Genomic DNA, 25,062 nt, shown 5'->3' on the forward strand with positions numbered 1-25,062 from the left:
TTTCAAAAGACAACTTTCATAGTTCTATTATACGCAAAGAAAAGAGACTCACCAATATAGTGAGTCTCTAAAAACATTTTTACTTTTCAAGATCTACTAGACGTTGACGAACTGCTTCGCGTTTTTCTAGGTAATCTTGCTCTTTCGCACGCTCTCCTTCAATAACTGCCGCAGGAGCTTTCGCTACGAAACCTTGGTTAGAAAGTTTCTTCTGTACACGTTCTACTTCTTTATCGAACTTCTCAAGTTCTTTCTCAAGACGAGCTCTCTCTTCATCAAGATTGATAAGATCAGCTAATGGTAAGAATAACTCTGCACCTGATACGATTGCAGTCATTGCTTTTTCTGGCGCTTGTAAATCCGTTTGAATTGTTAATTCGCTTGGATTACAGAAACGCTCAATGTAAGAGCTGTTTTTCGTAAGTTGAGCAAGTACAGCCTCATCTTTTGCTTTAATTTGCATTTGAACTTTTTTGCTCATTGGCGTATTTACTTCTGCACGGATGTTACGAACAGAGCGAATGATATCAACTAGAAGGTGCATTTCTGCCGCAGCTTCCGTATCTTGTAAATCCTCGCGAACTGTTGGCCACGCAGCTACTGTAATAGATTCGCCTTCATGTGGTAAATGTTGCCAAATTTTTTCTGTTACGAATGGCATGAATGGATGTAATAGACGCATTGTTTGGTCTAATACGTAAGCTAAAATAGAACGAGTTGTTTTCTTAGCTGCTTCATCTTCACCGTATAGTGGAAGCTTCGCCATTTCAATGTACCAGTCACAGAAATCGTCCCAAATGAAGTTGTATAATGAACGTCCAGCTTCACCGAACTCATATTTATCCATGTTACGTGTTACACTTTCGATTGTTTCGTTTAAGCGAGTTAAGATCCACTTATCTGCAACTGATTTTTCACCAGTTAAATCGATTTCTTCATACTTCATATCATCCATGTTCATTAATACGAAGCGTGATGCATTCCAAATTTTATTAATGAAGTTCCAAGTAGATTCTACTTTCTCCATGCTGAAGCGTAAATCTTGACCTGGTGCACTTCCTGTTGATAAGAAATAGCGCATTGCATCTGCACCGTACTTCTCGATAACATCCATTGGGTCAATACCGTTACCAAGAGATTTACTCATCTTACGACCTTGCTCATCACGAACTAAACCGTGAATTAATACATCTTTAAATGGACGCTCGCCTGTAAACTCTAAACCTTGGAAAATCATACGAGATACCCAGAAGAAGATGATGTCATAACCAGTTACTAATGCATCTGTTGAATAGTAGCGCTTAAAGTCTGCTGAATCTTCATCCGGCCAACCAAGTGTTGAGAACGGCCATAGCGCTGAACTGAACCATGTATCCAGTACGTCATTATCTTGATTCCAGTTTTCAATATCTGCTGGTGCTTCTGTACCTACGTATACCTCACCAGTTTCTTTATGATACCAAGCTGGAATACGGTGTCCCCACCATAATTGACGAGAAATACACCAGTCATGAATGTTTTCCATCCAGCGTAAGTATGTGTTTTCAAAACGCTCTGGTACGAACGTTACTTTTTCTTCTTCTTTTTGTTGAAGTGCTACTGCTTTTTCTGCAAGTGGAGCCATTTTTACGAACCATTGTGTTGATAAGTAAGGCTCAACTACTGCACCGCTACGCTCACTATGACCTACTGAATGCATATGAGGCTCGATTTCTACTAATACGCCAGCCTCTTGTAAGTCTTTCACTAATGCTTTACGGCATTCGAAACGATCCATACCGTTATACTTACCAGCTTTTTCGTTCATCGATCCATCTTCATTCATTACTAAGATGCGTGGTAAGTCATGACGGTTACCTACTTCAAAATCATTCGGGTCATGAGCTGGTGTAATTTTTACAACACCTGTTCCGAAGTCTTTTTCTACGTACTCATCAGCAATAATCGGAATCTCACGGCCTACAATTGGAAGTGTAACTGTTTTTCCGATTAAATGTTTGTAACGATCGTCTTCTGGATGAACTGCTACTGCTGTATCACCAAGCATCGTTTCTGGACGAGTTGTAGCAAGACGAATGTGACCTGAACCGTCTGTTAACGGATAGTTCATATGGTAGAATGCACCTTGAACTTCTTTATGAATTACTTCAATATCAGAAAGAGCTGTGCGTGTTGCTGGATCCCAGTTGATAATATATTCACCACGGTAAATTAAGCCTTTTTCGTATAATTGAACGAATACTTTATTAACCGCATCAGATAAACCTTCGTCTAATGTGAAACGTTCGCGAGAATAGTCTAGTCCTAAACCAACTTTCCCCCATTGTTGACGAATGTGAGAAGCGTATTCTTCTTTCCATTCCCAAGCTTTTTGAAGGAATTTCTCACGGCCAAGATCGTAACGTGAAATACCTTCTTCACGAAGTTTTCCTTCTACTTTCGCTTGTGTTGCAATACCAGCATGGTCCATTCCTGGAAGCCATAATACATCATATCCTTGCATACGCTTCGTACGAGTTAAAATATCTTGAAGAGTTGTATCCCAAGCATGACCTAAGTGTAACTTACCAGTTACGTTCGGAGGTGGAATTACAATTGTATACGGTTGTTTCTTCTCGTCTCCTGTTGCTTCAAAATATTTGCCTTCTAGCCACCACTGATAAAGGCCTTCTTCAACGGACATATGATCATATTTAGTTGGTAAATTCTTTTCCGTGTTTGACATTATTTTCCCTCCTTAAAATAAAAAATGTCCCTCATCCAAAAAAGGACGAGGGACATCGCGGTACCACCTTTATTTACAAACAAATTCATAATTTGCTTATACTCTTAATTTGATAACGGACAAATCCGTCTTTTCCTAATGAGAACTATTCCGTTCAGAAAAGATGCTCCAGGGCTACCTTCTAACATAACTATCTAGAGAATCTCCCAGCTAATGATTCTCCTCTCTGAAGACGTTTCTTGTTATACTCTTCCCCTTCAAGGCATTTATATGATTGTTAATTATTATATACAATAGTGTAAAAAACGAAACCTTATTCGTCAAGATAAATTTAAGTCTATGAATTTTCAGGCGCACAAAAAAGATAAGTAGCATTCTCTACTTATCTTCTTTATCTCGCTATTTGCGGGCAGTAAGATCCCTACATCAAAATTCAGCTGAAGCAAAGAAGTTAGGCGGGAGCCCCGCTGATTAAAGTTTTACTTTACCCGTTCCCTTGCTGGGCAGCTTGTAATTGTGATAGGAAATATTCTATATTGCTAACGAGCCAATGCGATTGTTGCAAACTCTTTACTTCCAGCAATTCATTTTCCTCGTTGCGATTATCTTTTCTTTTTCTATACGAACCGATTTGTCGAATAAATTGTGATGGGTACGTCATATAAGCAAACATGAGAAGTTGCTCTTCTTTCGTAAACGGAAAATTTTTTTGATACATTTGAAACCATTCAAACCGATCACTTCTTGCGATCGGATATGTGTTTAAAGACCGTGAATAAAAACCTACTATATCTTGCACAGGCGTTGCAAACTTCGATTTTTCCAAACTAATAAAATAGCCATTCCGCTCATAGTCAAATAAAAAATGATTAAGTGACACGTTACCATGTACAAAAGTAATACGCGTTTTATCTTTTTCTTTCATCGCATCGTTCCACTCATTTAATTGCTTCGTTGCAAATTCACGCGCTCTCATTACATGATGATAGTACGTACAATATTGCAATTCAAGCGGGGACATATACCATTTTGATTCAGATTCTACGAGAAACTCTTCTAACATCTCACCATCATTTTCCCAGCGATTGGATATAGTTGTATAATGTTTTTCTAAATCTTCTTCCGTATACGTTTCTTCCTTCACAGTTTTTTGATGCAACGTTCCGAGTGTCTGAAACATTTTATGGTATTGATCATTGTCCTCACCATTTCCTTCTGCACGTTCTAACCAAGGCATTAAATAATAATTATACGTCCCGTCACTTAAAATATAATTTCCATCCGTCGCATGGTATATAGGTACATAATTTGAAAAACCTTTCTCCTTCAAATATTGAATATGATGCAGAAAGTTATTCCGCTCTAACTTTCTGCCTTCTATTTTCTTAAGTGCATATGGACCTTGATTCGTATAAATTTTCATTACATTTCCGTGCTCTTCCATATGCTGCGTATCCAATCTATATTGCCTCACGATAGGTTCATAGTGATTTCGCAATTCAATATCCATACGAATAACCCTTTCTATTCAAAACATAACTTCTAAGAAAAGAAGTGAGTGAAAACACTCACTTCTTTATTTCGCCTTTACTCTTGAAACGGGAATATAAATAATTTGCCCCGTATTTAAAAATATATCTTCTGTTTGATTGACACGGTACAAATTTTGTACCGATGTTTCATAACGGTCTGCAATAGATTCAATTGTATCCCCTTCTTGTACGAAATACATTCTTAACTTTGTAAATTCCTCTTCCGGTTCTTTCGTAAATAGTTTTGTTAAATAAAGCGCATTTTCATCTCGCTGTGAGTACTCTTCTTCTTGTTCTTCCTGCTTTTTCGCTTTTTCTTTCTTGAAATCTTTTCGTCCGAACAATTCAAATTGCGGCGTTGTTTCTTGCTCCTCTTCACGTTCCACAAATTCATGTTCTTCTATTTTCTCTTCTTCTAATTCCTGCTCTTTTCTTTCCTCTAATTGGAACGGTTCAAATGCGTAATCTTCCCACTCATCTGATTCCTTGTATGTTGGTTCTTCTACATGGGGCGCCGGTCTATTCTCATCCTCTTGCGCTGAATCTTCTTCTAAATCAGCATACACCGTTTCTTCTTCATCCTCGCTTCTCTCTTCATCACATAAACCAGTAATAGATATATCCGCTAATAATTGTAAGCAACCATTTTCCTTTAATTCATAATCAAATTCCTCAATTGATACATATAGTTCTTCAATTACTTTCACGCGATTTCTCGGAATTGATATTTCAAGCGGAAAGGAATGAACAAGTTCATTAACCCCATCTTCCCTTGTTTCTACATAATCAATTGACTTTGCTGGCGATAGTTCTCTTAGTGAATACGCCGAATCATCTTGCCTTGCAACATACTCTCCCGTTAAATCTAATTGCCCTCTCACGATTACTTCATGATCAAGCTCTTCTATCTCAACGTCTGGATCTAACGAAATTGACAAAAGTTCATCGACTTCCTGTCCCTTTTGGAACCAAACAGATTCTTTTAATGAAAATCGTAACGAATGATCTGCAGCCACTTCTTTTCCCCCTCCCAAACTATATGTCATTACAGATTTATGTAGGGAAAGCTTACTTTATGAATAAAAAAAATCGCTCCCCTTATGGAGAGCGATTTTTCTCTAATACATTATTTTAATTTTGACATTGCAATTTCAGCCGCTGCAATTGTCGCCTCAATATCTGCGTCACTATGTGCTGTCGATAAGAATAAACCTTCGAATTGAGATGGTGGCAAGAATACACCTTGTTCTACCATTTCACGATAGTAAGCCGCAAAGAACTCTAAGTTTGAAGATTTTGCTGCATCGTAATTAATAACGGGCTCATCTGTAAAGAAAATACCAATCATAGAACCTGCACGATTAATATGATGTGGAATGCCATGTTTTTCAGCTGCTTTACGTAATCCAGCTTCTAACATTTCAGCTTTACGCTCAAATTCTACATACGATTCTGGCGTTAACTGTACTAACGTTTCATAACCTGCTGCCATTGCAAGTGGGTTACCTGATAAAGTACCAGCTTGATAAATCGGTCCGCTTGGCGCAATTTGGCGCATAATTTCTGCTTTACCACCGTACGCTCCTACTGGTAAGCCACCACCGATTACTTTACCTAAACAAGTTAAATCAGGTGTTACACCGTAGTAACCTTGTCCACAGTTATAAGCAACACGGAATCCTGTCATTACTTCATCAAAAATAAGCAGTGCACCGTTTTGTTCTGTTACTTCACGAAGTCCCTCTAAAAATCCTGGTTGCGGAGGAACAACACCCATATTCCCTGCCACTGGTTCTACAATTACACAAGCAATATCATCACCGAATTGTTCAAAAGCGTATTTCACACTTTCTAAATCATTATAAGCTACTGTAATCGTATTTTTCGCTACACCTTCTGGTACGCCAGGGCTATCTGGTAAACCTAGAGTCGCCACACCAGAACCAGCTTTAATTAATAACGAATCACCATGACCGTGGTAACAACCGATGAATTTCAAGATTTTATTACGGCCTGTATAACCACGAGCTAAACGTAGTGCACTCATTGTCGCTTCTGTTCCAGAGTTAACCATGCGGACAATTTCAATCGATGGTACACGCTCAATAACAAGTTTCGCTAATTTATTTTCGATTTCTGTCGGTGCACCGAAGCTTGTACCTCTTTCAGCAACAGATTTTAACGCTTCAACAACACGATCATTTGCATGCCCATGAATTAAAGGCCCCCATGATAATACGTAGTCGATGTATTCATTTCCATCAATATCATATACTTTAGAGCCTTTACCACGCTCCATAAACAACGGATTCATCCCAACAGACTTAAAGGCACGAACTGGGCTATTTACGCCACCAGGCATTAAATCTTGCGCCTCTTCAAACGCTGCAATTGACTTATCAAACTTTTTCATTATTTAACGCCTCCTTCTTGCAACCATTTTGCTGCATCTTTCGCATGATACGTAATAATTAAGTCTGCTCCTGCACGTTTCATGCTAATTAATTTTTCAAGCACAACTTCTTTTTCATTAATCCAACCATTTTGCGCTGCCGCTTTAATCATTGAATATTCACCACTTACGTTGTAAGCAACGATTGGTAAATTAAAGTTATTTTTCACATCACGAATGATATCTAAGTAAGAAAGAGCTGGCTTTACAATTAAGAAATCAGCCCCTTCCATTACATCTGATTCTGCTTCACGGAATGCTTCCATACGGTTCGCTGGGTCCATTTGATATGTTTTACGGTCACCAAATTGCGGCGCACCGTGCGCAGCATCACGGAATGGCCCATAAAACGCTGATGAATATTTCACAGCGTACGACATAACTGGCACGTGTCCAAAACCATTTTCATCTAATGCATGGCGAATTGCTGTTACGAAGCCGTCCATCATGTTTGATGGCGCAATAATGTCCGCTCCTGCCTTCGCTTGACTTACAGCTGTTTTCGCAAGAACTGCAAGAGACTCGTCATTTAAAATAATACCATCTTCAATTACACCGCAATGACCATGACTTGTAAATTGACATAAACATGTATCTGCAACTACTACTAGCTCAGGGAAATCGCCTTTAATTTGTTGAATAGCACGTTGTACAATTCCATGATCACAATATGCTGATGATCCAACTTCGTCTTTTTCAGCAGGTAAACCAAATACAATAACAGAACGAATACCTAAATCAACAACTTCTTGCATTTCAGCTTGCAATAAATCTAAAGACATTTGATATACGCCTGGCATAGAAGGAACTTCATTACGAACATTTTCACCTTCTAATACAAAAATAGGGTAAATAAAATCTTCCGTATGTAAAAACGTTTCACGCACAAGTGCACGCATACTACCGCTTTGTCTTAAACGACGATGACGATTAAATTGTAAAGAGTTCATAGATTTCTATCCCCATTCTTTCATTTTATAGATTCACAAACACATTGTAGTAATGCTTCTACAGTGTACTCTTTCGGCACAATAACAGACGGAAAATAACGACTTGCCTCTTTTTCCGTAATAGGTCCTATACAAGCAATTGTACATTTTTTTGTCCATTCTCTCCAGTTTGCACCCTCAAGTAAACGAACAAAACTAGTAACAGTTGAAGGGCTCGTAAATGTAATAATGTCTACTTTCCCTAACTTCAATGCCGCTATAAGCTCTTGCTTTTTTTCTATATTCACTTTCGTACCGTATACGATTAGCTCATCTAGAGAAACACCAATTTCCCGAAGTGCAACCGGAATTACCTCTCTTGCTATATTCCCTTTCGGAAATAAAATACGTTCGTTTCCACTTAATTCTTTTAGAAACTCTTCTGCAAATGCTTCTGCAACAAATGAAGTTGGAACAAAATGAACTTGATAGCCCCTTTTTTCTAACTCTAATTTTGTTTTCACACCTACCGCAGCGATTTTAATGGTTAGCGGTAGTTTCTTGTTCAAACTATCTAGAAAAAAAGCTACACCATTTCTGCTCGTAAAAATAACCCAGTCATACGAATGTAGCTGCCCTTCAATATGTTGAATTTGCCTATGAGACATACCTTCCATATGCAAAAGCGGAATTTCCAATGGAATTCCGCTCTTTTCTTTCACTGCTACACTCATTTGTTTCGCTTGATGCTGGGCACGTGTAATCAATACCGTTTTTCCAGCGAGAGCGTTCATATTTATTGTTGCTCCTTATTTGCAGCAAGAATGAGTTCTTTGGCGCCTTGTTTAATTAAACGGCCCGCGGCTTCTAATCCTACTTCCTCAGGATTAGTACCTACTACTGTCTCTTTTAATAAAACAGAGCCATCCATAGAGCCAACAAGAGCTGTTAATTCGATTGTATCGTTTTCTTTAAGGGTTGCATATCCAGCGATTGGAACTTGACATCCACCTTCAAGTTTATGAAGAAATACTCGCTCCGCTGCCACTGTTCTTTCTGTTATCGCATCATTCATATGCGCTAACAACTGCAATAAATCCTTATCATCCTCACGACATTCAATCGCTAATGCACCTTGTCCTACAGCAGGTACACATAACGTTTCATCTAAATGTTCTGTAATAACTTCATCATCCCAGCCCATTCTTTGTAATCCAGCTGTCGCTAAAATAATCGCATCGTAATCCTCTTCTTTTAATTTACGTAAACGTGTATCGATATTTCCGCGAATCCACTTCACTTGTAAATCTGGTCTCGCAGCGAGTAGCTGTGCACTACGTCTTAAACTACTCGTACCTAAAATAGCACCTTCCGCTAACTCTTTAAACGATGCTCCATTTTTTGAGATAAAAGCATCACGAGGGTCAACACGCTTTGGTGTACAGCCAATCATTAACCCTTCTGGAAGTACGGCTGGCATATCTTTCATACTATGTACAGCCATATCGATTTCTTTCGTAAGTAACGCATGCTCAATTTCTTTAACGAACAAACCTTTTCCGCCTACTTTTGAAAGAGTAACATCTAAAATCACATCACCTTTGGTGACAATTTCTTTCACTTCAAATTCATATGGTAAACCAAGTGCTTTTAACTGATCAATAAACCAGTTTGTTTGTGTTAATGCTAGCTTACTCTTTCGTGACCCTACAATAATTTTGCGCATAATTCTCTCTCCTCATTATAAATACCAAAAGTGGAAATTAGATAAACTACTTAATAAAAAAATGTTAACTAGCATTACGAGAAAGGCCCCTACATTCCACAGTACAATTTTCTTCCCTTGCAATACATCTGCCGCTCTTAAATACAAGCCCGCACAGTATACAAATAGAACGACAAACGAACCAATTACTTTCGTATCATACCAATGAAAATTATCTAATTTTGTATATCCCCATATACATCCTAATAAAATTGCTAGTAAGAAAAATGGAACAGAAAATAAATTTAATCCGTAAGACGTAGATTCAAGCTTCGGTAAATTCCCTAACCTTCTTAATCTCGCATTCCACTTTTTCTTTTTTAATAGGCGATATTGCAGTAAATACATAATAGAAAAAATAAATGATACCGTAAACGTTGCATAAGAAATAATCGCCATTCCAACATGCACGTATACAAGTTCTGAAACTAATTGCTCTGCAAGTACTGGCGACATCTTTCCGAGCGGTGTAAAAATAGAAAAAGCGCTTACGCCAAATGCAACAACATTTGTAAAGAAGACTAAAAAGTCAACGCGCATAAATCGATTTATGACTAACGACATCGTAATCAATAACCAAACATAAAAATAAATCCCTGATAATAAAGTTAAAATGGGGTTCGTTTCTGAATCTGTCGCCCTAAGCAACATAAAAATAGACTGCAATACCCATACAATCGAAAGTAACCAAAAAGCAAATCGGTTCGCCTTTCGGTTACTTTGGAAATAATCTATAAAATATAAACTAATGCTACAAGCATATAAAATAATTGCAATATGATAAATAATACTGTTATTTAAAAAACTCATCCGATCATCCTTCCAAATTATAAAGATGGAACGGATGGTGTCCACACTCTTTTATGTTCTACTTCTTCCGCACGACTCTCTACTTCTTCCGTTTCTAAATCGAAAATCTTCGCAAATAACGCTAATTTTTCGCTCGCTCCCTCTTCAGCAGCTATTTCTTTCGCTACTAAAATTGGGTCTTTTAATAATTGATTAATAATACTTTTCGTATGCTTACTAATGACTTTTTTCTCACGATCACTAAGGTTTGGTATTTTTCGCTCTAGGCTTACCATCGTTTCACTTTGGATTGCAAGTGCCTTATCACGAAGAGCTGATATTAATGGAACAACACCAAGTGTACTTAACCACGTTTTAAATAGAACAATTTCCTCTTCAATCATAAATTGAATTTTCTCCGCTTCTTTCAAACGCTCAGCACGATTTGCTTCCACTACTCCTTGCAGATCATCAATGTCATATAAAAAAGAACCTTCTAACTCATCAATCGCTGGATCAATATCACGTGGTACTGCAATATCAACCATAAATAAAGGGCGACCAGAGCGCATTTTCTCCACCTTTGTCATCATCTCTTTCGTAATGACATACTCAGATGCACCAGTTGAACTAATTAAAATATCTGCTTCTAATAATGCACATTGCAATTCGCTTAACGATTTTGCATGTCCCATATATTTCTCAGCCATTACTTCTGCTTTCGAAAGTGTCCTATTCATAACTGTTACTTTACGAGCACCACTTCCATATAAGTTTTGCAGTGCAAGTTCGCCCATTTTACCAGCACCAAGAATAAGCACATGACAATCTGTTAACTCGCCAAATATTTTCTTTCCAAGCTCAACAGCAGCATAACTAACAGACATTGCACTTTCCCCGATTGTTGTTTCTGAGTGGGCACGTTTTGCTAATGTAATGACTTGCTTAAACAATTCATTAAAAATTGTGCCTGTTGCTTTAACTTGTTGCGCTTCTAAAAAGCTATCTTTTATTTGACCTAAAATCTGTGTTTCTCCGACTACCATCGAATCTAAACCGCACGTTACGCGGAATAAATGATCTATTGCACCATCTTGTTCAAAAATAGTTAAATATGGCGCGACTTCTTCTATTTCAAGCTGAAACCAATCAGCTAAAAACTTCTTAATATAATACCGTCCCGTGTGTAATTGATCGACAACAGCATAAATCTCAGTGCGATTACAAGTTGATACAATGACATTCTCTAACACGCTCTTTTGATTTTGTAATGTAGTCATCGCTCGCTCTAGCTCTGCTGCCTGAAATGTGAGTTTCTCACGAAATTCTACAGGGGCTGTTCGATAATTTACACTAACAACAAGAATATGCACGCAGCATGTCCCCCTTCACCCGTTTTATCACTTTATCTACTATCATAATACAACTTTCCTCTTATGAATCTGACAATCGTGTGAACAACCGATTATTTTTTAATTATTCTCCGTATGTAATAAAGGAGATTCAGTAAACTAATAAAAAAATCTTCTACTTTATAATGATTATAAATTAATAACTCTATTTGTACGTTACCAAAAAAAGTCCTCATAATCAAGTGATGGAAACTATTCCATATAAATTATAACATCATCTTTCCTATCTTCTTTCATCATGAAGGAAAATATGTATGATTGTTCCAAAATGTAGCAAACACTTTCTCAATACAATGTATTTGACATTTTATTTCTTTTTCGTTATATTGATTTTACAAAATTAAATTGTGCACAACTTAATTAGAAGGGAGTTATGTATGACAGAGGACTCTTTGCATCTAGATAACCAACTTTGTTTTTCTATTTATGCCTGTTCTAGAGAGGTTACTCGTTTTTATCGACCTTATTTAGAAGAGATGGGTATTACGTATCCCCAGTACATTACTTTACTCGTACTATGGGAGCAAGATGGACTAACAGTAAAAGAAATTGGAGAACGTCTATTTTTAGATTCCGGTACGTTAACACCTATGTTAAAACGAATGGAATCATTAAAACTTGTAAAACGTGTTCGTTCCAAAGAAGACGAGCGAAAAGTTTGTATTGAATTAACAGAACAAGGCAAAGATTTAAAGGAAAAGGCTTGTTCATTACCGACAACGATGGCTACAAATTTAGGAATTACAGAGCAAGAATATCGCTCTTTATTAATTGAGCTAAATAAACTAATTGAAACAATGAAAACAATTAATGATGGAAAAGGGGAATAAATATGGATAAATTATATACTGCTTCAGTAACAGCAACAGGTGGAAGAAATGGGAAAGTAGTTTCAGATGATGGCATATTAAATCTTGATGTAAAAATGCCGAAAGCACTAGGTGGTGCAGGCGGAGAAGCAACAAATCCAGAACAACTATTTGCAGCTGGTTATGCAGCTTGTTTTGATAGTGCATTACAACTTGTCATTCGTACAAAACGTATGAAAGTAGAAAGTACAGAAGTAACCGCTCACGTTTCTATCGGAAAAGATACAGATGGTGGTTTTGGCCTATCTGCCGTGCTTGATGTACATGTCGCTGGCGTTTCACATAGCGAAGCAAAAGAACTTGTAGAAGCGGCTCACGGTGTATGTCCTTACTCTAAAGCAACACGAGGTAATATTGAAGTTACATTAAACGTACGTTAACAGCTTATATAAAGAAAAAAACGCGCGACATTCGTCACGCGTTTTTTGTTTTTGTCATTTTATGAATTGCCTTCCACGCTTCTTCTTTTCCAAGTCCTGTTTCAGAAGAGAATAGAACGATTTCATCGCCAATTTCAACAGCAAGCGTTTCTTTTACAACTTTTAAATGCTTTTGCCATTTCCCTTTCGGGATTTTATCGGCTTTCGTCGCAATAATAATTGTTGGGATTTCATAATGCTTTAAGAAATCATACATCATCACGTCATCACTTGTTGGTTGGTGACGTAAATCAACTACTAATACAGCTGCGTCTAATTGCTTACGCGTTGTAAAGTACGTTTCAATCATTTTCCCCCATGCCGCGCGCTCCGATTTAGACACTTTCGCATATCCATAACCTGGAACGTCAACAAAATGCATCATCTCATTGATTAAGAAAAAGTTCAGTGTTTGCGTTTTTCCTGGTTTAGAAGAAATACGCACTAACTTTTTACGATTTAAAATTTTATTAATAAAGGAAGACTTCCCGACATTTGAACGACCTGCTAATGCAATTTCTGGTAAATCACTGTCTGGATATTGTTCTGGTTTAACAGCACTAATTACAATATCTGCTTTTGTTACTTTCATTGTTTCACTCCTACTAATGCGTGCTCCAATACTTCATCTAAATGAGATGCAAGCACAAACGTAAGGTTTTCTTTTACGCTCTCTGGAATATCATCTAAATCTTTCTCGTTTTCTGCTGGCAAAATAATTTTTGTTAAGCCTGCGCGGTGAGCACTTAATGTTTTTTCTTTTAAGCCACCAATTGGTAATACACGACCACGAAGTGTAATTTCACCTGTCATACCTACTTCTTTACTTACAGGAATACCTGTTAGTGCAGAAATAAGTGCCGTTGCCATCGTAATACCTGCTGACGGTCCATCTTTTGGAACTGCTCCTTCTGGAACATGAATATGAATATCATTTTTCTCATGGAAATTCGGGTCAATCTGAAGCTCTTCTGCACGAGAGCGTATATAACTAAACGCAGCTTGTGCTGATTCTTTCATAACATCCCCAAGTTTCCCCGTTAAAATTAGTTTCCCTTTTCCTGGCGCTACAGAAACTTCAATTGCAAGTGTATCGCCGCCTGCTGCTGTGTAAGCTAGACCTGTTGCCATACCAACTTGGTCTGTTTTTTCAGCTTGCCCATAACGGAATATGTGTTTACCAAGTAAATCAACAATCTTTTTCTCTGTCACAACGATACGTTTACGTTCTGCTGTAACGATAATTTTCGCTACTTTACGGCAAACTTTTGCAATTTGGCGTTCTAGCGTACGAACACCAGCCTCACGTGTATAATAACGAATAATTTCAAGAAGCGCCTCATCACGCACTTGTAAATTACCTTTTCGTAAGCCATGCTCTTTTAATTGTTTCGGCAATAAATGCTCACGAGCAATGTGTACTTTTTCAAGTTCTGTATAGCCAGCAATCGAAATGATTTCCATACGGTCAAGTAATGGACCTGGAATACTTGAAAGTGTATTAGCGGTTGCTACAAACATAACTTTCGATAGATCATATGGTTCTTCAATGTAATGATCACTGAAGTTATGGTTTTGTTCTGGATCTAATACTTCAAGTAATGCCGCTGATGGATCTCCACGGAAATCGTTAGACATTTTATCAATCTCATCTAATAAGAAGACTGGATTAACTGTTTTCGCCTTTTTCATACCTTGAATAATGCGTCCTGGCATTGCTCCAACATATGTACGGCGGTGACCACGAATTTCAGATTCATCACGCACACCACCAAGAGATGCACGGACAAATTTACGATTCAATGATGTTGCAATTGAACGCGCTAACGAAGTTTTGCCGACCCCAGGAGGGCCTACTAAACAAAGGATAGGTCCTTTTAATGAATTCGTTAACTTCTGTACAGCTAAATATTCAAGTACACGCTCTTTCACTTTTTCAAGACCGTAATGATCGTTATTTAAAATCTCTTCTGAATGAGCAAGATCAATTATATCTTCTGTTGCCTCTGTCCACGGAAGCGCTAATAACCAATCAATATAATTGCGAATAACACCACTCTCCGCAGAACTTGCTGGTAACTTTTCATAACGATCTAATTCTTTCAGCGCAGCCTTCATTGTTTCTTCAGGCATTCCTGACTGTTCAATTTTTTCACGAAGTTCTTCTACTTCTCCGCCCTTACCTTCTTTGTCGCCAAGTTCAGTTTGAATCGCCTTCATTTGCTCACGTAAGAAATATTCTTTTTGCGTGCGCTCCATTGAACGTTTCACTTTTTGTCCAATCTTCTTTTCTAGGCTAAGTAACTCTTGTTCATCTTGAATAATTGAAATAAGTGTATGTAATCGTTCTTTTACAGATACAATCTCTAGAATCTCTTGTTTCTGCTTCGTTTTAATCGGCAAGTGAGAAGCAATTAGATCAGCTAATCTCCCTGGTTCTTCTACATCAGCTACCGTTGCAAATGTTTCATTTGAAACTTTTTTCGAAACTTTAATATATTGTTCGAAATGCTCCAGTAACGTACGCATAAGAGCTTTCTCTTCTAAATCATCTTCTACTTCTTCAGTTACCGTTTTAATAGACACTTGTACTATATTTTCTTCTTCGATAAACTCTATTACTTCTGCTCTATGTAAACCTTCCACAAGGACACGAAGCGTACCGTTCGGCAATTTTAACATTTGCTTGACTTTCGCCACTGTACCTACACTATATATGTCATCTTCTTTCGGATCATCGATATTCATTTCTTTTTGCATTGCTAAAAAGATGATATTTTCATCCATTGCCGCCTGCTCTAGTGCTTGTATCGATTTATCACGTCCTACATCAAGATGCAAAACCATCGTTGGATATACGAGAACGCCTCTTAATGGTAGGAGGGGCACGATTCTTTCGTTCGTATTCATACTAGACATAGCACCTCCATAATAAATTAAACTCCTGTTCAACTATTTTATATTACAATACACCTAGATGCAATTGCTGAGATTCCTCGCAATTATAAATAGCTTATTTTTCTACCTCACGAAAAGAAAAAAGACTCCGATTAAGCATACAAACTTAAACGAAGTCTGGCAAATTTTATTATTGTTTATTTTTACATAGATTGTGCATCTGTTTCGTCTACGTTAGTATGTACATCTAGCTCTCTATGCGCATTTTCTTGCATAAATGTTAACTCAAATACTTCTTTTAACTTACGGACAGGAATAATTTCGATTCCCTTTATAGTATACAAAAATGGTTGCATATTTTCAGCAGGAATAATGACTTTCTTAGCTCCCGCTTTTTTCGCAGCTTTTATTTTTGCGTACACGCCACCAATAGGCTTTACTTCTCCGTGTATACTTATTTCACCTGTCATCGCTACTTCATTATTTACATATGTGCGATGCACCGCAGAATATACACCTGTTGCCATAGCGATTCCTGCAGAAGGTCCATCAATTGGGATACCACCTGGAAAATTAATATGTATATCGTATCCTTCTGGCAACACATCTAAAGAACGAAGTACTGTTAATACATTATCAACAGAGCCTTTTGCCATACTTTTACGGCGAATCGATTTCGTTTGACTACCAATACTTTCTTCTTCTACAATTCCGGTAACATTTACCGACCCTTTATCTTTCGCCGGAATTGCTGTTACTTCAATTTCTAATAACGCACCTGTATTTGGTCCGTATACAGCAAGACCATTTACAAGACCAATCCTTGGAATCGGATAAATGTGCTTTTCGTATTTCGGTGTAAGCTGACTTGAGTGAACAACCCACTCTATATCTTCATCTTTAATGAAAGAACGTTCTTCATTTATCGCCATACCAGCAGAGATTTGCACGAGATTAATCGCTTCTCGTCCATTTCTTGCATACATCCCAATCATTTCAATACCATTTTCGCCTATTTGCATTTCTACTTTTTCCGCGGCATTTTTCGCTACTTTTTGAATTTCTTCCGTATCTAATTCACGGAAAAATACTTCTAAGCAACGTGACCGAATAGCAGGAGGAATTTCCTCTGGCGAACGTGTCGTTGCTCCAACTAAGCGAAAATCTGCCGGTAAGCCTTTTTGGAAAATATCATGTATATATGTTGGAATCATCGTATTTTCTTCACTATAGTACGCACTTTCTAAAAATACTTTTCGATCTTCTAACACCTTTAACATTTTGTTCATTTGAATCGGATGGAGTTCGCCAATCTCATCAATAAACAAAATACCACCATGCGCATCTGTTACAGCACCTTTTTTCGGTTGCGGAATACCTGCTTGTCCCATCGCCCCAGCACCTTGATAAATCGGATCATGCACCGAACCAATTAAAGGGTCTGCGATACCACGTTCATCAAACCGAGCTGTCGTCGCATCAAGTTCAATAAATGTTGCATTCGTACGAAATGGAGATTTAGGATTTCGTTTCGCTTCTTCTAATACAAGACGTGCTGCCGCTGTTTTCCCAACACCTGGCGGGCCATATATGATTACATGTTGCGGATTCGGACCACAAAGAGCCGCTTTTAACGACTTAATCCCGTCCTCTTGCCCTACAATATCTAAAAAGGTTGTAGGACGCACCTTTTCTGCTAGCGGCTCTGTTAAAGAAATCTCACGCATTTTACGAAGCTGTTCTAATTCTTTTTTCGATTCTCGATCAATTGAAACTTTTTGTGTTCGTTGATTTCGAAGTAAATGCCAGAAATATAATCCGACAATTACACCAAAAACAAGTTGAACAACTAAAAATATATTTGTCCAGCTCATTATTTATTTCCTCCCGCAATATTTTATCTCTTAGTATTTCCGCGGAGGAACGTAGCTAAACATAAAGAAAAACAGCAATTATAAAAATTGCTGTTTCCCTTTCGCATTATGCAGATGTTTTTGTATCAAGTACAGTACCGTCTTGTAACACCAATTTTGGCGGTTCATTATCAGCTACTGTTTCTTTTGTAAGAATACACTTCTCGATATCTTTACGAGATGGAAGTTCGAACATTACATCAAGCATTAAGCCTTCAATAATAGAACGAAGTCCACGAGCACCCGTTTTACGTTCAATTGCTTTTTTCGCAATTTCGATTAGTGCACCTTCTTCAAACTCTAACTCAACATCGTCAAGCTCCAATAGTTTTTGGAATTGCTTAACAAGTGCATTTTTCGGTTTCGTTAAAATATCAACAAGAGCATCTTCATCAAGTGGCTCTAGGTTCGCAATAACTGGAAGACGACCGATAAACTCTGGAATTAAACCAAATCTTAAAAGATCCTCTGGTAATACGTGAGATAAAACATGCTTCTCATTTACATCAGCATTTTTCTTCTCGGAACCAAATCCAATTACTTTCTCACCAAGGCGACGTTTAATAATCGGCTCAATGCCATCAAACGCTCCACCACAAATGAATAAGATGTTCGTTGTATCAATTTGAATGAACTCTTGGTGCGGATGCTTACGACCACCTTGAGGTGGAACGCTTGCTACAGTACCTTCTAAAATTTTCAGAAGTGCCTGCTGCACACCTTCACCAGATACATCACGTGTAATTGATGGATTTTCGGACTTACGTGCCACTTTATCAATCTCATCAATATAAATGATTCCTTTTTCCGCTTTCTCTACATCATAATCAGCTGCTTGAATTAATTTTAGTAAGATATTTTCTACATCTTCCCCAACATATCCAGCTTCTGTTAAAGATGTTGCGTCCGCGATTGCAAATGGAACATTTAAAATACGCGCTAACGTTTGTGCCAGTAATGTTTTACCACTACCTGTTGGCCCGATAAGTGCGATATTACTCTTCGCTAATTCTACATCATCAATTTTGCTGTTAGAATTAATGCGTTTGTAATGATTATATACCGCTACCGCTAGTGCTTTTTTCGCGCTATCTTGCCCGATGACATACTCATCTAAGATTTCACGAATTTCTACCGGTTTCGGTACATCTTTGAATTCTACTTCTTCGTCCTTCGCAAGCTCCTCTTGTACAATTTCAGTACAAAGTTCGATACACTCGTCACAAATGTAAACACCTGGACCTGCCACTAACTTTCGAACTTGCGTTTGTGTTTTACCACAGAAAGAACATTTTAATTGCCCTTTTTCATCATTAAATTTAAACATATTTTCACACCCCTTACAAAGTGCTAACCTCTTGCCTTCGTATGTACACGATAAATGTATCGTATGTAAATACATATTATGTCACTACGTGGCGAGAAATACAAATAATATGACTAGTTATGTACAAATAAAAAAATTTTAAAACTTTTGAAATATGTATATTCGACTTGTAAAGGAACATTTCCTTCTCCATCGAAAAGTTTTATAAATATATTTCTATATTTATAAAACAAGGCACGATTAAAATCGTGCCTTGTTATTTTATTATGCAGCGTTTTCTACTAAGAAGTCTACAGCTTTACGCACTTTAAGATCTTCAGCTAAAGCGTCTACACTTCCAAGAGCTTGCTTGATAGCGTCTACTGGCATACCGTACATTTCAGCCATTTTTTCAACTTCTGCAGTTACTTCTTCTTCAGTAACCTCGATGTTTTCAGCTTCAATGATAGCTTCAAGAACAAGATTGATTCTTACACGTTTTTGTGCATCTTCTTTCATTTGCTCTTTTAATTTGTCAGCGTCAGTACCTGTGAATTGGTAGTAAAGCTCAAGGTTCATACCTTGTTGGCTTAAACGTTGCTCGAATTCACGAACCATACGATCTAACTCAGTGTTGATCATAGCTTCTGGAATTTCGATTTCAGCGTTAGCAGCAGCTAATTCTACTACTTCGTCACGTACTTTGTGCTCAGCTTCGTGCTTTTTGCCTTCTTCTAAGTTTGTGCGAAGTTTTGCTTTTAATTCATCAAGAGTTGCAACCGCTTCGTCTGCTTCTTTAGCGAACTCGTCGTTTAACTCAGGAAGTTCTTTTGTTTTGATTTCGTGAATTGTTACTTTGAATGTTGCTGGTTTGCCAGCTAATTCAGCAGCATGGTACTCTTCTGGGAATGATACTTCAACGTCTTTAGACTCACCAGATTTAAGACCGATTACTTGCTCTTCGAAACCTGGGATGAATGTACCAGAACCGATTGCTAGAGAGTAGTTTTCGCCTTTTCCGCCTTCAAATGCTTCGCCATCAACGAAACCTTCGAAGTCGATTACAGCTGTATCACCGTTTTCAACAGTTCCTTCTTCTTTAACAACTAGTTCAGCTTGACGCTCTTGTAAAGATTTTAATTCGTTCTCTACATCTTCGTCAGTTACAGTTGTTTCAACTTTTTCTACTGCTAAACCTTTGTACTCACCTAATTTAACTTCAGGTTTCACTGTAACTTTTGCAGTGAAGATAAGGTTAGCATTTTTTTCGAACTTCTCGATGTCGATTTCAGGATGATCAACTGGGAAGATACCAGCTTCTTCAATCGCTTCACCGTATGCTTTTGGTAAAATGATATCTAAAGCATCTTGGTATAAAGATTCAATACCAAAGCGTTGTTCGAATAATGGACGAGGCATTTTTCCTTTACGGAAACCTGGTACGTTAATTGTTTTTACTACTTTTTTGAACGCAGCGTCGATAGAGTTGTTTACTTCTTTAGCATCAACTTCGATTGTTAAAACGCCAACGTTACCTTCTAATTTTTCCCATTTTGTAGACATTTATTCTTTCCCTCCAACTATAATAATGTATGCACATACCTCTATAGATTAAAATCTTCATTATCTCTTTTTTGAAATAACAAATACACAAATAACCCTCTAGCAAAAGCTTTCAGATATAATGTTCCAATCTACTAATTGCCCAGAAGACAACTACGGTATATTTTGTTCGAGAATAATATGAAACATATTAAGTAAGAGAATTGCACTTCTCTTCTCTTACAAACAGGCAGATTTCTGCCTTTTGCAACCCTTACATTATAACATAGAATATGCTCGTTTCAAGAACTGAACGATTCTTTTTCATAATTATACGGGCAAATATCCTTCTCTTTCAACACGTAATAACCATTGATAGGCAATATGAAACTCTTCCAATTCGATATTATATGCTGCCATAAGCTCTTCTTCATCAATAGCCAATCCGAAACGCTTTCTTCCAATTCTCTCTAAAACAGCTGACCAAATCTCTTCTTTATCCATTAATAGAGCGAATGGGAAAACGCTAATTTGCAACTCTTTCCAATATGTAACCATCGCTTCAAATATATCGGGATAATTTTGCTCTAATCGGCTTGATAATTTATGTATAATGTTATTGGATTGCTCCTCATTATGACCTGTAAATGCTGGAATCACCTTAATCGTATTTCCAAACTTTTCTACCTCTATTTCTTCTTCTACCTGACTTTCTATCATTTTATACAAAATAGAAGTTTTCAAATAGGGGTGCTGCTCTTCGTCTATTAAAAATTTCTTTAAAACAGGTAATGCAAGATCTAAATCTTTTAACGAAAGTCGCTGAATCGCTCTTAGCTTCTGTCCAAAGTTTTCTCCAAAAATTTCATTAGTAAACTCATCCAATTCAAAGTTTGAATCCACTAGCGATGCGTCTCCCTCATTTAGCATACCTTCTGCAAATAAAGCAAGCTGCGCTAATTTTTCCTTTTGATCAGGCATTATATCTTTCGTTTGTAAAACCTTTTCAACAGTTTCAATAACACCTTCATAATCATTTGTTTGAACTAAAATTGTTACGTACGTTTCAAGAATATCACCAAATAAGACAACTCCTGTTTTAAGCAACTGTTCACATTTATCTTTCGCTTCTTCCATACGTTTTAATTCGAGTAAACAAATAACTGAAGCTAATTCCGTTTGTTCCGTTTCCGCATTATACTGACGTAATATTTCAAAGCAACGCAATGCATCTTCGAATTTCCGCTCTTTCAGCGCTAAAAAACCTTCATCAATATAGCGCTCTGATAGTTGTGGAAACAATACGACCGTATTTTCTTTTTTATCCATACGTCCGCCTCTTTTTCTTGATTTTAATTATGCTCAAAGTAAATATATCAAATGCGTAATGAGAACACAACATCCCTAAATCATTTGTTTGAAATATAAAAATATTTAATTTTTATATTCCGATACGAGTAAATCTCTACTAAAAATTAAAATTGTACAAATAAAAATCCCCAGCAACAAGCGCAGAGGATTCATCATTAATGGAAAGCTTTTATAATTGTGGGGTATATTACAAGGGTAATAATTTGGAGAACAATAATTGCCATAACAATCATGCTAAAATAGAAGATTGGTTTACTTCGCTTCATTAAAAACATAATAATAAGCATCGTACAAGCAAACAAACTTAAGAAGAACAAACTTGTTGTCGAACTAAGTATACCACTTGGGACAAAGAACAATAACACTACACTACAAGTACCTATAATTCCAAATAACCATTCCATTCATTCACTCATTCCCTTTCCCTCTCATAGCTGTTTTCTCTAAGCAATCAAATGTTTCACAACATCGACTACATACGTTAATTTCTCATACGCTACAAATCCAAAAGCAACCGTTAAGCCCGTTACAACTAACCCTTTCATCATTTCTTCCTCCTCGTTTTATCGTTGTTATCTTCATTATAAAAGATTAGCAATTTCTTACCATCGAACTACCTTACAGTTACCTTACAGAATTGTAAGATTTCAAAAAGGGATTGAAAAACACCTCATATCGCTTGAGGTGCTTTCACGAAATTTCTCTATAATCACTTGCAAAATTAGCTTTTTTCTCTTGGTTACTTTTCGGCGAATCGACTCTTAGACTAATAGATTTACTAAATAATTTAGGATCAAAATAATTATGCGTTACTTTTCTTAACTTACCTTCAGATATTTTCGTATTACAAGAAAACAAAAAATGAAAATCATGTTAATATATTTTTGTACAATTAAGAATTTAATTTACAAGGGGGATTATATATGTTCAAAAAAGTAGCTGCCGATGTTTTAGGGTTAAGCGATGTAGGTTCTGTCATTACACCGAAAGATTACGATAAAGTTGATGCTGATGATTACGTGATGCACGAAGATGGAGAGAAAATTTATTTTCTAATTAAATCCAAATCAGATGAATATTGCTTCACAAACAAAGGATTACTCCACCTAGATGGTACAAGCGCAACAAGTAAAAAACGCACACTGCGCCGCTATAGCTATAGTAAATATCAAATTAAAAACGTAGCACTTGAAACTGCAGGAACGATTGATTTAGATATAGAAATTAAGTTTCAAATGGGAGATGAGCATTACTCAATTGATGTTCATAAAAAACATATTGAAGAATTAAAAGATTTATATAAGGCTTTACTTAAAATTGAAGAAATTTCATACGACAACGACATTACTTTACAATATGCACATAAAAGTTTAGATATGGCATCTAATGCTTTCAGCCGTATTTCAAACGCACAAGTAAACTTAGCAGAGCAATTTAAAGAGATGAACGAGATTGCCTTTAACTGGCTTGTTGATACGAAGAAACAATACAATGTGAAAGATTATGGTTTTGTATTTGAGAAGTTTATTAATAACTAATTTAAAACAAAAAACCTTGTTATCAAAAGATAACAAGGTTTTTTTAGCGTCCCAGGAGAGATTCGAACTCCCGCTCCGCCCATTCCGTACTATTTTATATATTTTGATCGCAGTCTTAATATATCTTCTCCTTCGCGAATGCCTGCCGATCCCTTCCTCACATTTTTTACGACAGTCCAATTCGGATTAGTTTCATCACCGATGTTCTGTACTGTAAAGTTGCCGTCACCATATTTCCGTTGACCTTCTGCCAATTTCTCCGTTAAATCATTCTCTTTTGTTCTCGCCATCTTTGCGCCATCTCCCTTTTTATACAACCTTCTTAAACTGTCCAACTAATCACACGTCCAGTCAATTGGAGATTCTCGTTTTCCGCTTCTATTAATTGTAACACACTATCAGGGATAAGTTCCGATAACGGCTACTCAATCACACTAGAATGGTAAAAACTTTTATAACATTGCAAGTGAACAATTAGGAGAATCTGGATATGGATTTGAGTTCTACCATAAGCCTATTGATTCTTTAAATTAAATATGAGGAACAGGGCGCATAAAGTGTAACTTTAATCAACCCTCACCAATCGGACTTTTACGGACAGCCCGACCCCACCTAACTTCTTTGCTTCCGCTGAATTTTGAGGTGGGGGTCTTACTGCCCGGCAAATAGCGGGATAAACGGCGCTCTTTTTATTTAAGAAAAAGAAGTACATATGCAACTGCTTAATATCGAAGGAAAGGTCGCAGATATTAAGAATGAACTACACTTATAACCCAAACATCAATTTTTAGACAAACAAAAACCTTGTTATCAAAAGATAACAAGGTTTTTGTTAGCGTCCCAGGAGAGATTCGAACTCCCGACCGTACGCTTAGAAGGCGTATGCTCTATCCGGCTGAGCTACTGGGACATGGAGCGGGTGAAGAGAATCGAACTCTCGACCAGAGCTTGGAAGGCTCTTGTTTTACCACTAAACTACACCCGCATATGTTATTTTCTTTTCTTCGTTAGCGCCGTTGCCCTATCGACAATATTTATTATATGTATAACCATACATAAAGTCAACACCTTTTTTAAAAGAGGATAAATTTTATTATCCTCTTTTAAAAACTGCTTGTTCAACTAGTTGTCCGTCTAATGTTTCAAAACGAACTTCCATTTGATTTTCATCCATTTCTAATACAGCAAATGTCTTTTCTACACGCTGACGTGGTAATAAAATACTGCCTGGATTAATAAATAAAACGCCGTCGATTAATTCCGCACCTAATACGTGAGAATGTCCGAAGCATGCAACTTGCGCTCCTACTTCTTCCGCATGGTACGCTAGCGTTTGTAATGTCATTTTCACATTATGGCGATGTCCATGCACAACTAAGAAGCGAATTCCATTTACATCAGTTACAATTTCATCTTGAAAGTTAGCATAATCACAGTTTCCTTTTACAACACGGAAACCTTGCATTTCTTCATGAGCAGGCGTTAGCTCTGAATCACCGCAATGAATCATGATATCTACTTTCCCTTCATATTTCTTTTTCAACTGCTGTAATTCCTTCACAGAGCTATGACTATCGCTTACGATTAAAGCTTTCATCATAC

The 25,062-nt window shown here is 37.1% G+C and carries 21 protein-coding genes, 2 tRNA genes and 1 other annotated feature; of the genes, 3 read left to right on the forward strand and 20 right to left on the reverse strand.

Going from position 1 to position 25,062, the window contains the following annotated elements; translation table 11 throughout:
- Positions 1–79: 79 nt before the first annotated feature.
- The 9 genes from AC0ONG_RS21005 to hemA all read right to left on the reverse strand — a co-directional run bounded on the left by AC0ONG_RS21005 (position 80) and on the right by hemA (position 11,565).
- The gene (locus tag AC0ONG_RS21005) at positions 80–2,725 is read right to left on the reverse strand and encodes a valine--tRNA ligase (protein WP_017763623.1); all 2,646 of its coding nucleotides are present in this window, start codon (positions 2,723–2,725) and stop codon (positions 80–82) included.
- Between the two features lie 38 nt (positions 2,726–2,763).
- Positions 2,764–2,995 (reverse strand) — a binding site (T-box leader).
- A gap of 214 nt (positions 2,996–3,209) precedes the next feature.
- The gene (gene ysxE / locus AC0ONG_RS21010) at positions 3,210–4,235 is read right to left on the reverse strand and encodes a spore coat protein YsxE (protein WP_000350652.1); all 1,026 of its coding nucleotides are present in this window, start codon (positions 4,233–4,235) and stop codon (positions 3,210–3,212) included.
- Positions 4,236–4,301: 66 nt separating this feature from the next.
- Positions 4,302–5,273, reverse strand: a complete 972-nt coding sequence (gene spoVID, locus AC0ONG_RS21015; protein WP_000718528.1) for a stage VI sporulation protein D — start codon at positions 5,271–5,273, stop codon at positions 4,302–4,304.
- A 110-nt stretch (positions 5,274–5,383) separates the two neighbouring features.
- On the reverse strand, positions 5,384–6,670 hold the full coding sequence (gene hemL / locus AC0ONG_RS21020) for a glutamate-1-semialdehyde 2,1-aminomutase (protein WP_000712938.1): 1,287 nt from the start codon (positions 6,668–6,670) through the stop codon (positions 5,384–5,386).
- Complete coding sequence (hemB, locus tag AC0ONG_RS21025) at positions 6,670–7,659, reverse strand: porphobilinogen synthase (protein ID WP_001087080.1); 990 nt, start codon at positions 7,657–7,659, stop codon at positions 6,670–6,672. Before hemB ends, hemL begins: the two co-directional genes overlap by 1 nt.
- 20 nt (positions 7,660–7,679) lie before the next feature.
- A complete protein-coding gene (gene hemD, locus AC0ONG_RS21030; RefSeq protein WP_000992324.1) occupies positions 7,680–8,432 on the reverse strand; it encodes a uroporphyrinogen-III synthase in 753 nt (250 codons plus the stop codon).
- 2 nt (positions 8,433–8,434) lie between these two features.
- Positions 8,435–9,364 (reverse strand): hydroxymethylbilane synthase, encoded by a 930-nt coding sequence (gene hemC / locus AC0ONG_RS21035; RefSeq protein WP_001226403.1) that lies wholly within the window; start codon positions 9,362–9,364, stop codon positions 8,435–8,437.
- Between the two features lie 15 nt (positions 9,365–9,379).
- The gene (locus AC0ONG_RS21040; protein ID WP_000009002.1) at positions 9,380–10,213 is read right to left on the reverse strand and encodes a cytochrome c biogenesis protein; all 834 of its coding nucleotides are present in this window, start codon (positions 10,211–10,213) and stop codon (positions 9,380–9,382) included.
- A 17-nt stretch (positions 10,214–10,230) separates the two neighbouring features.
- Positions 10,231–11,565 (reverse strand): glutamyl-tRNA reductase, encoded by a 1,335-nt coding sequence (gene hemA / locus AC0ONG_RS21045; protein ID WP_000547868.1) that lies wholly within the window; start codon positions 11,563–11,565, stop codon positions 10,231–10,233.
- A 416-nt stretch (positions 11,566–11,981) separates the two neighbouring features.
- Here hemA and AC0ONG_RS21050 point away from each other — a divergent pair, with 416 nt between their 5' ends.
- Entirely contained in the window at positions 11,982–12,434 is a 453-nt protein-coding gene (locus tag AC0ONG_RS21050) for a MarR family winged helix-turn-helix transcriptional regulator (RefSeq protein ID WP_000133913.1), read from the forward strand.
- Between the two features lie 2 nt (positions 12,435–12,436).
- A complete protein-coding gene (locus AC0ONG_RS21055; protein WP_000359773.1) occupies positions 12,437–12,853 on the forward strand; it encodes an organic hydroperoxide resistance protein in 417 nt (138 codons plus the stop codon).
- A 34-nt stretch (positions 12,854–12,887) separates the two neighbouring features.
- Here AC0ONG_RS21055 and ysxC read toward each other — a convergent pair whose 3' ends face one another.
- The 7 genes from ysxC to AC0ONG_RS21090 all read right to left on the reverse strand — a co-directional run bounded on the left by ysxC (position 12,888) and on the right by AC0ONG_RS21090 (position 22,326).
- Positions 12,888–13,484, reverse strand: coding sequence for a ribosome biogenesis GTP-binding protein YsxC (gene ysxC / locus AC0ONG_RS21060; protein ID WP_000869118.1), 597 nt, complete (start codon positions 13,482–13,484; stop codon positions 12,888–12,890).
- Positions 13,481–15,811: an endopeptidase La gene (lon, locus tag AC0ONG_RS21065; protein WP_000097281.1), complete on the reverse strand. Its 2,331-nt coding sequence runs from the start codon at positions 15,809–15,811 to the stop codon at positions 13,481–13,483. Before lon ends, ysxC begins: the two co-directional genes overlap by 4 nt.
- Before the next feature lie 182 nt (positions 15,812–15,993).
- Entirely contained in the window at positions 15,994–17,664 is a 1,671-nt protein-coding gene (gene lonB, locus AC0ONG_RS21070) for an ATP-dependent protease LonB (RefSeq protein ID WP_000119171.1), read from the reverse strand.
- A gap of 106 nt (positions 17,665–17,770) precedes the next feature.
- On the reverse strand, positions 17,771–19,030 hold the full coding sequence (gene clpX, locus AC0ONG_RS21075) for an ATP-dependent protease ATP-binding subunit ClpX (RefSeq protein WP_000472289.1): 1,260 nt from the start codon (positions 19,028–19,030) through the stop codon (positions 17,771–17,773).
- A gap of 264 nt (positions 19,031–19,294) precedes the next feature.
- Complete coding sequence (gene tig, locus AC0ONG_RS21080; protein WP_000105215.1) at positions 19,295–20,572, reverse strand: trigger factor; 1,278 nt, start codon at positions 20,570–20,572, stop codon at positions 19,295–19,297.
- A 309-nt stretch (positions 20,573–20,881) separates the two neighbouring features.
- The gene (locus AC0ONG_RS21085; protein ID WP_000358275.1) at positions 20,882–21,880 is read right to left on the reverse strand and encodes a hypothetical protein; all 999 of its coding nucleotides are present in this window, start codon (positions 21,878–21,880) and stop codon (positions 20,882–20,884) included.
- Positions 21,881–22,077: 197 nt separating this feature from the next.
- Entirely contained in the window at positions 22,078–22,326 is a 249-nt protein-coding gene (locus tag AC0ONG_RS21090; RefSeq protein ID WP_001983650.1) for a hypothetical protein, read from the reverse strand.
- Between the two features lie 519 nt (positions 22,327–22,845).
- On the opposite strand from AC0ONG_RS21090, the gene AC0ONG_RS21095 reads away from it, so the two are divergent.
- Positions 22,846–23,460 (forward strand): PH domain-containing protein, encoded by a 615-nt coding sequence (locus AC0ONG_RS21095; protein WP_000475213.1) that lies wholly within the window; start codon positions 22,846–22,848, stop codon positions 23,458–23,460.
- An 89-nt stretch (positions 23,461–23,549) separates the two neighbouring features.
- On the opposite strand, the gene AC0ONG_RS21100 is transcribed toward AC0ONG_RS21095, so the two are convergent.
- From AC0ONG_RS21100 to AC0ONG_RS21115, 4 genes are all read right to left on the reverse strand, one after another.
- Positions 23,550–23,750 carry a hypothetical protein gene (locus AC0ONG_RS21100; protein ID WP_000124591.1) on the reverse strand — a complete coding sequence of 67 codons (201 nt, stop codon included), beginning with the start codon at positions 23,748–23,750 and terminating at the stop codon, positions 23,550–23,552.
- A 546-nt stretch (positions 23,751–24,296) separates the two neighbouring features.
- Positions 24,297–24,370, reverse strand: a tRNA-Arg gene (locus AC0ONG_RS21105).
- A 1-nt stretch (position 24,371) separates the two neighbouring features.
- A tRNA-Gly gene (locus AC0ONG_RS21110) sits at positions 24,372–24,445 on the reverse strand.
- Positions 24,446–24,553: 108 nt separating this feature from the next.
- Positions 24,554–25,057, reverse strand: a complete 504-nt coding sequence (locus tag AC0ONG_RS21115) for a metallophosphoesterase (protein WP_136997427.1) — start codon at positions 25,055–25,057, stop codon at positions 24,554–24,556.
- Positions 25,058–25,062: the final 5 nt, after the last annotated feature.

It is taken from the genome of Bacillus sp. TCT6 (assembly GCF_056033845.1).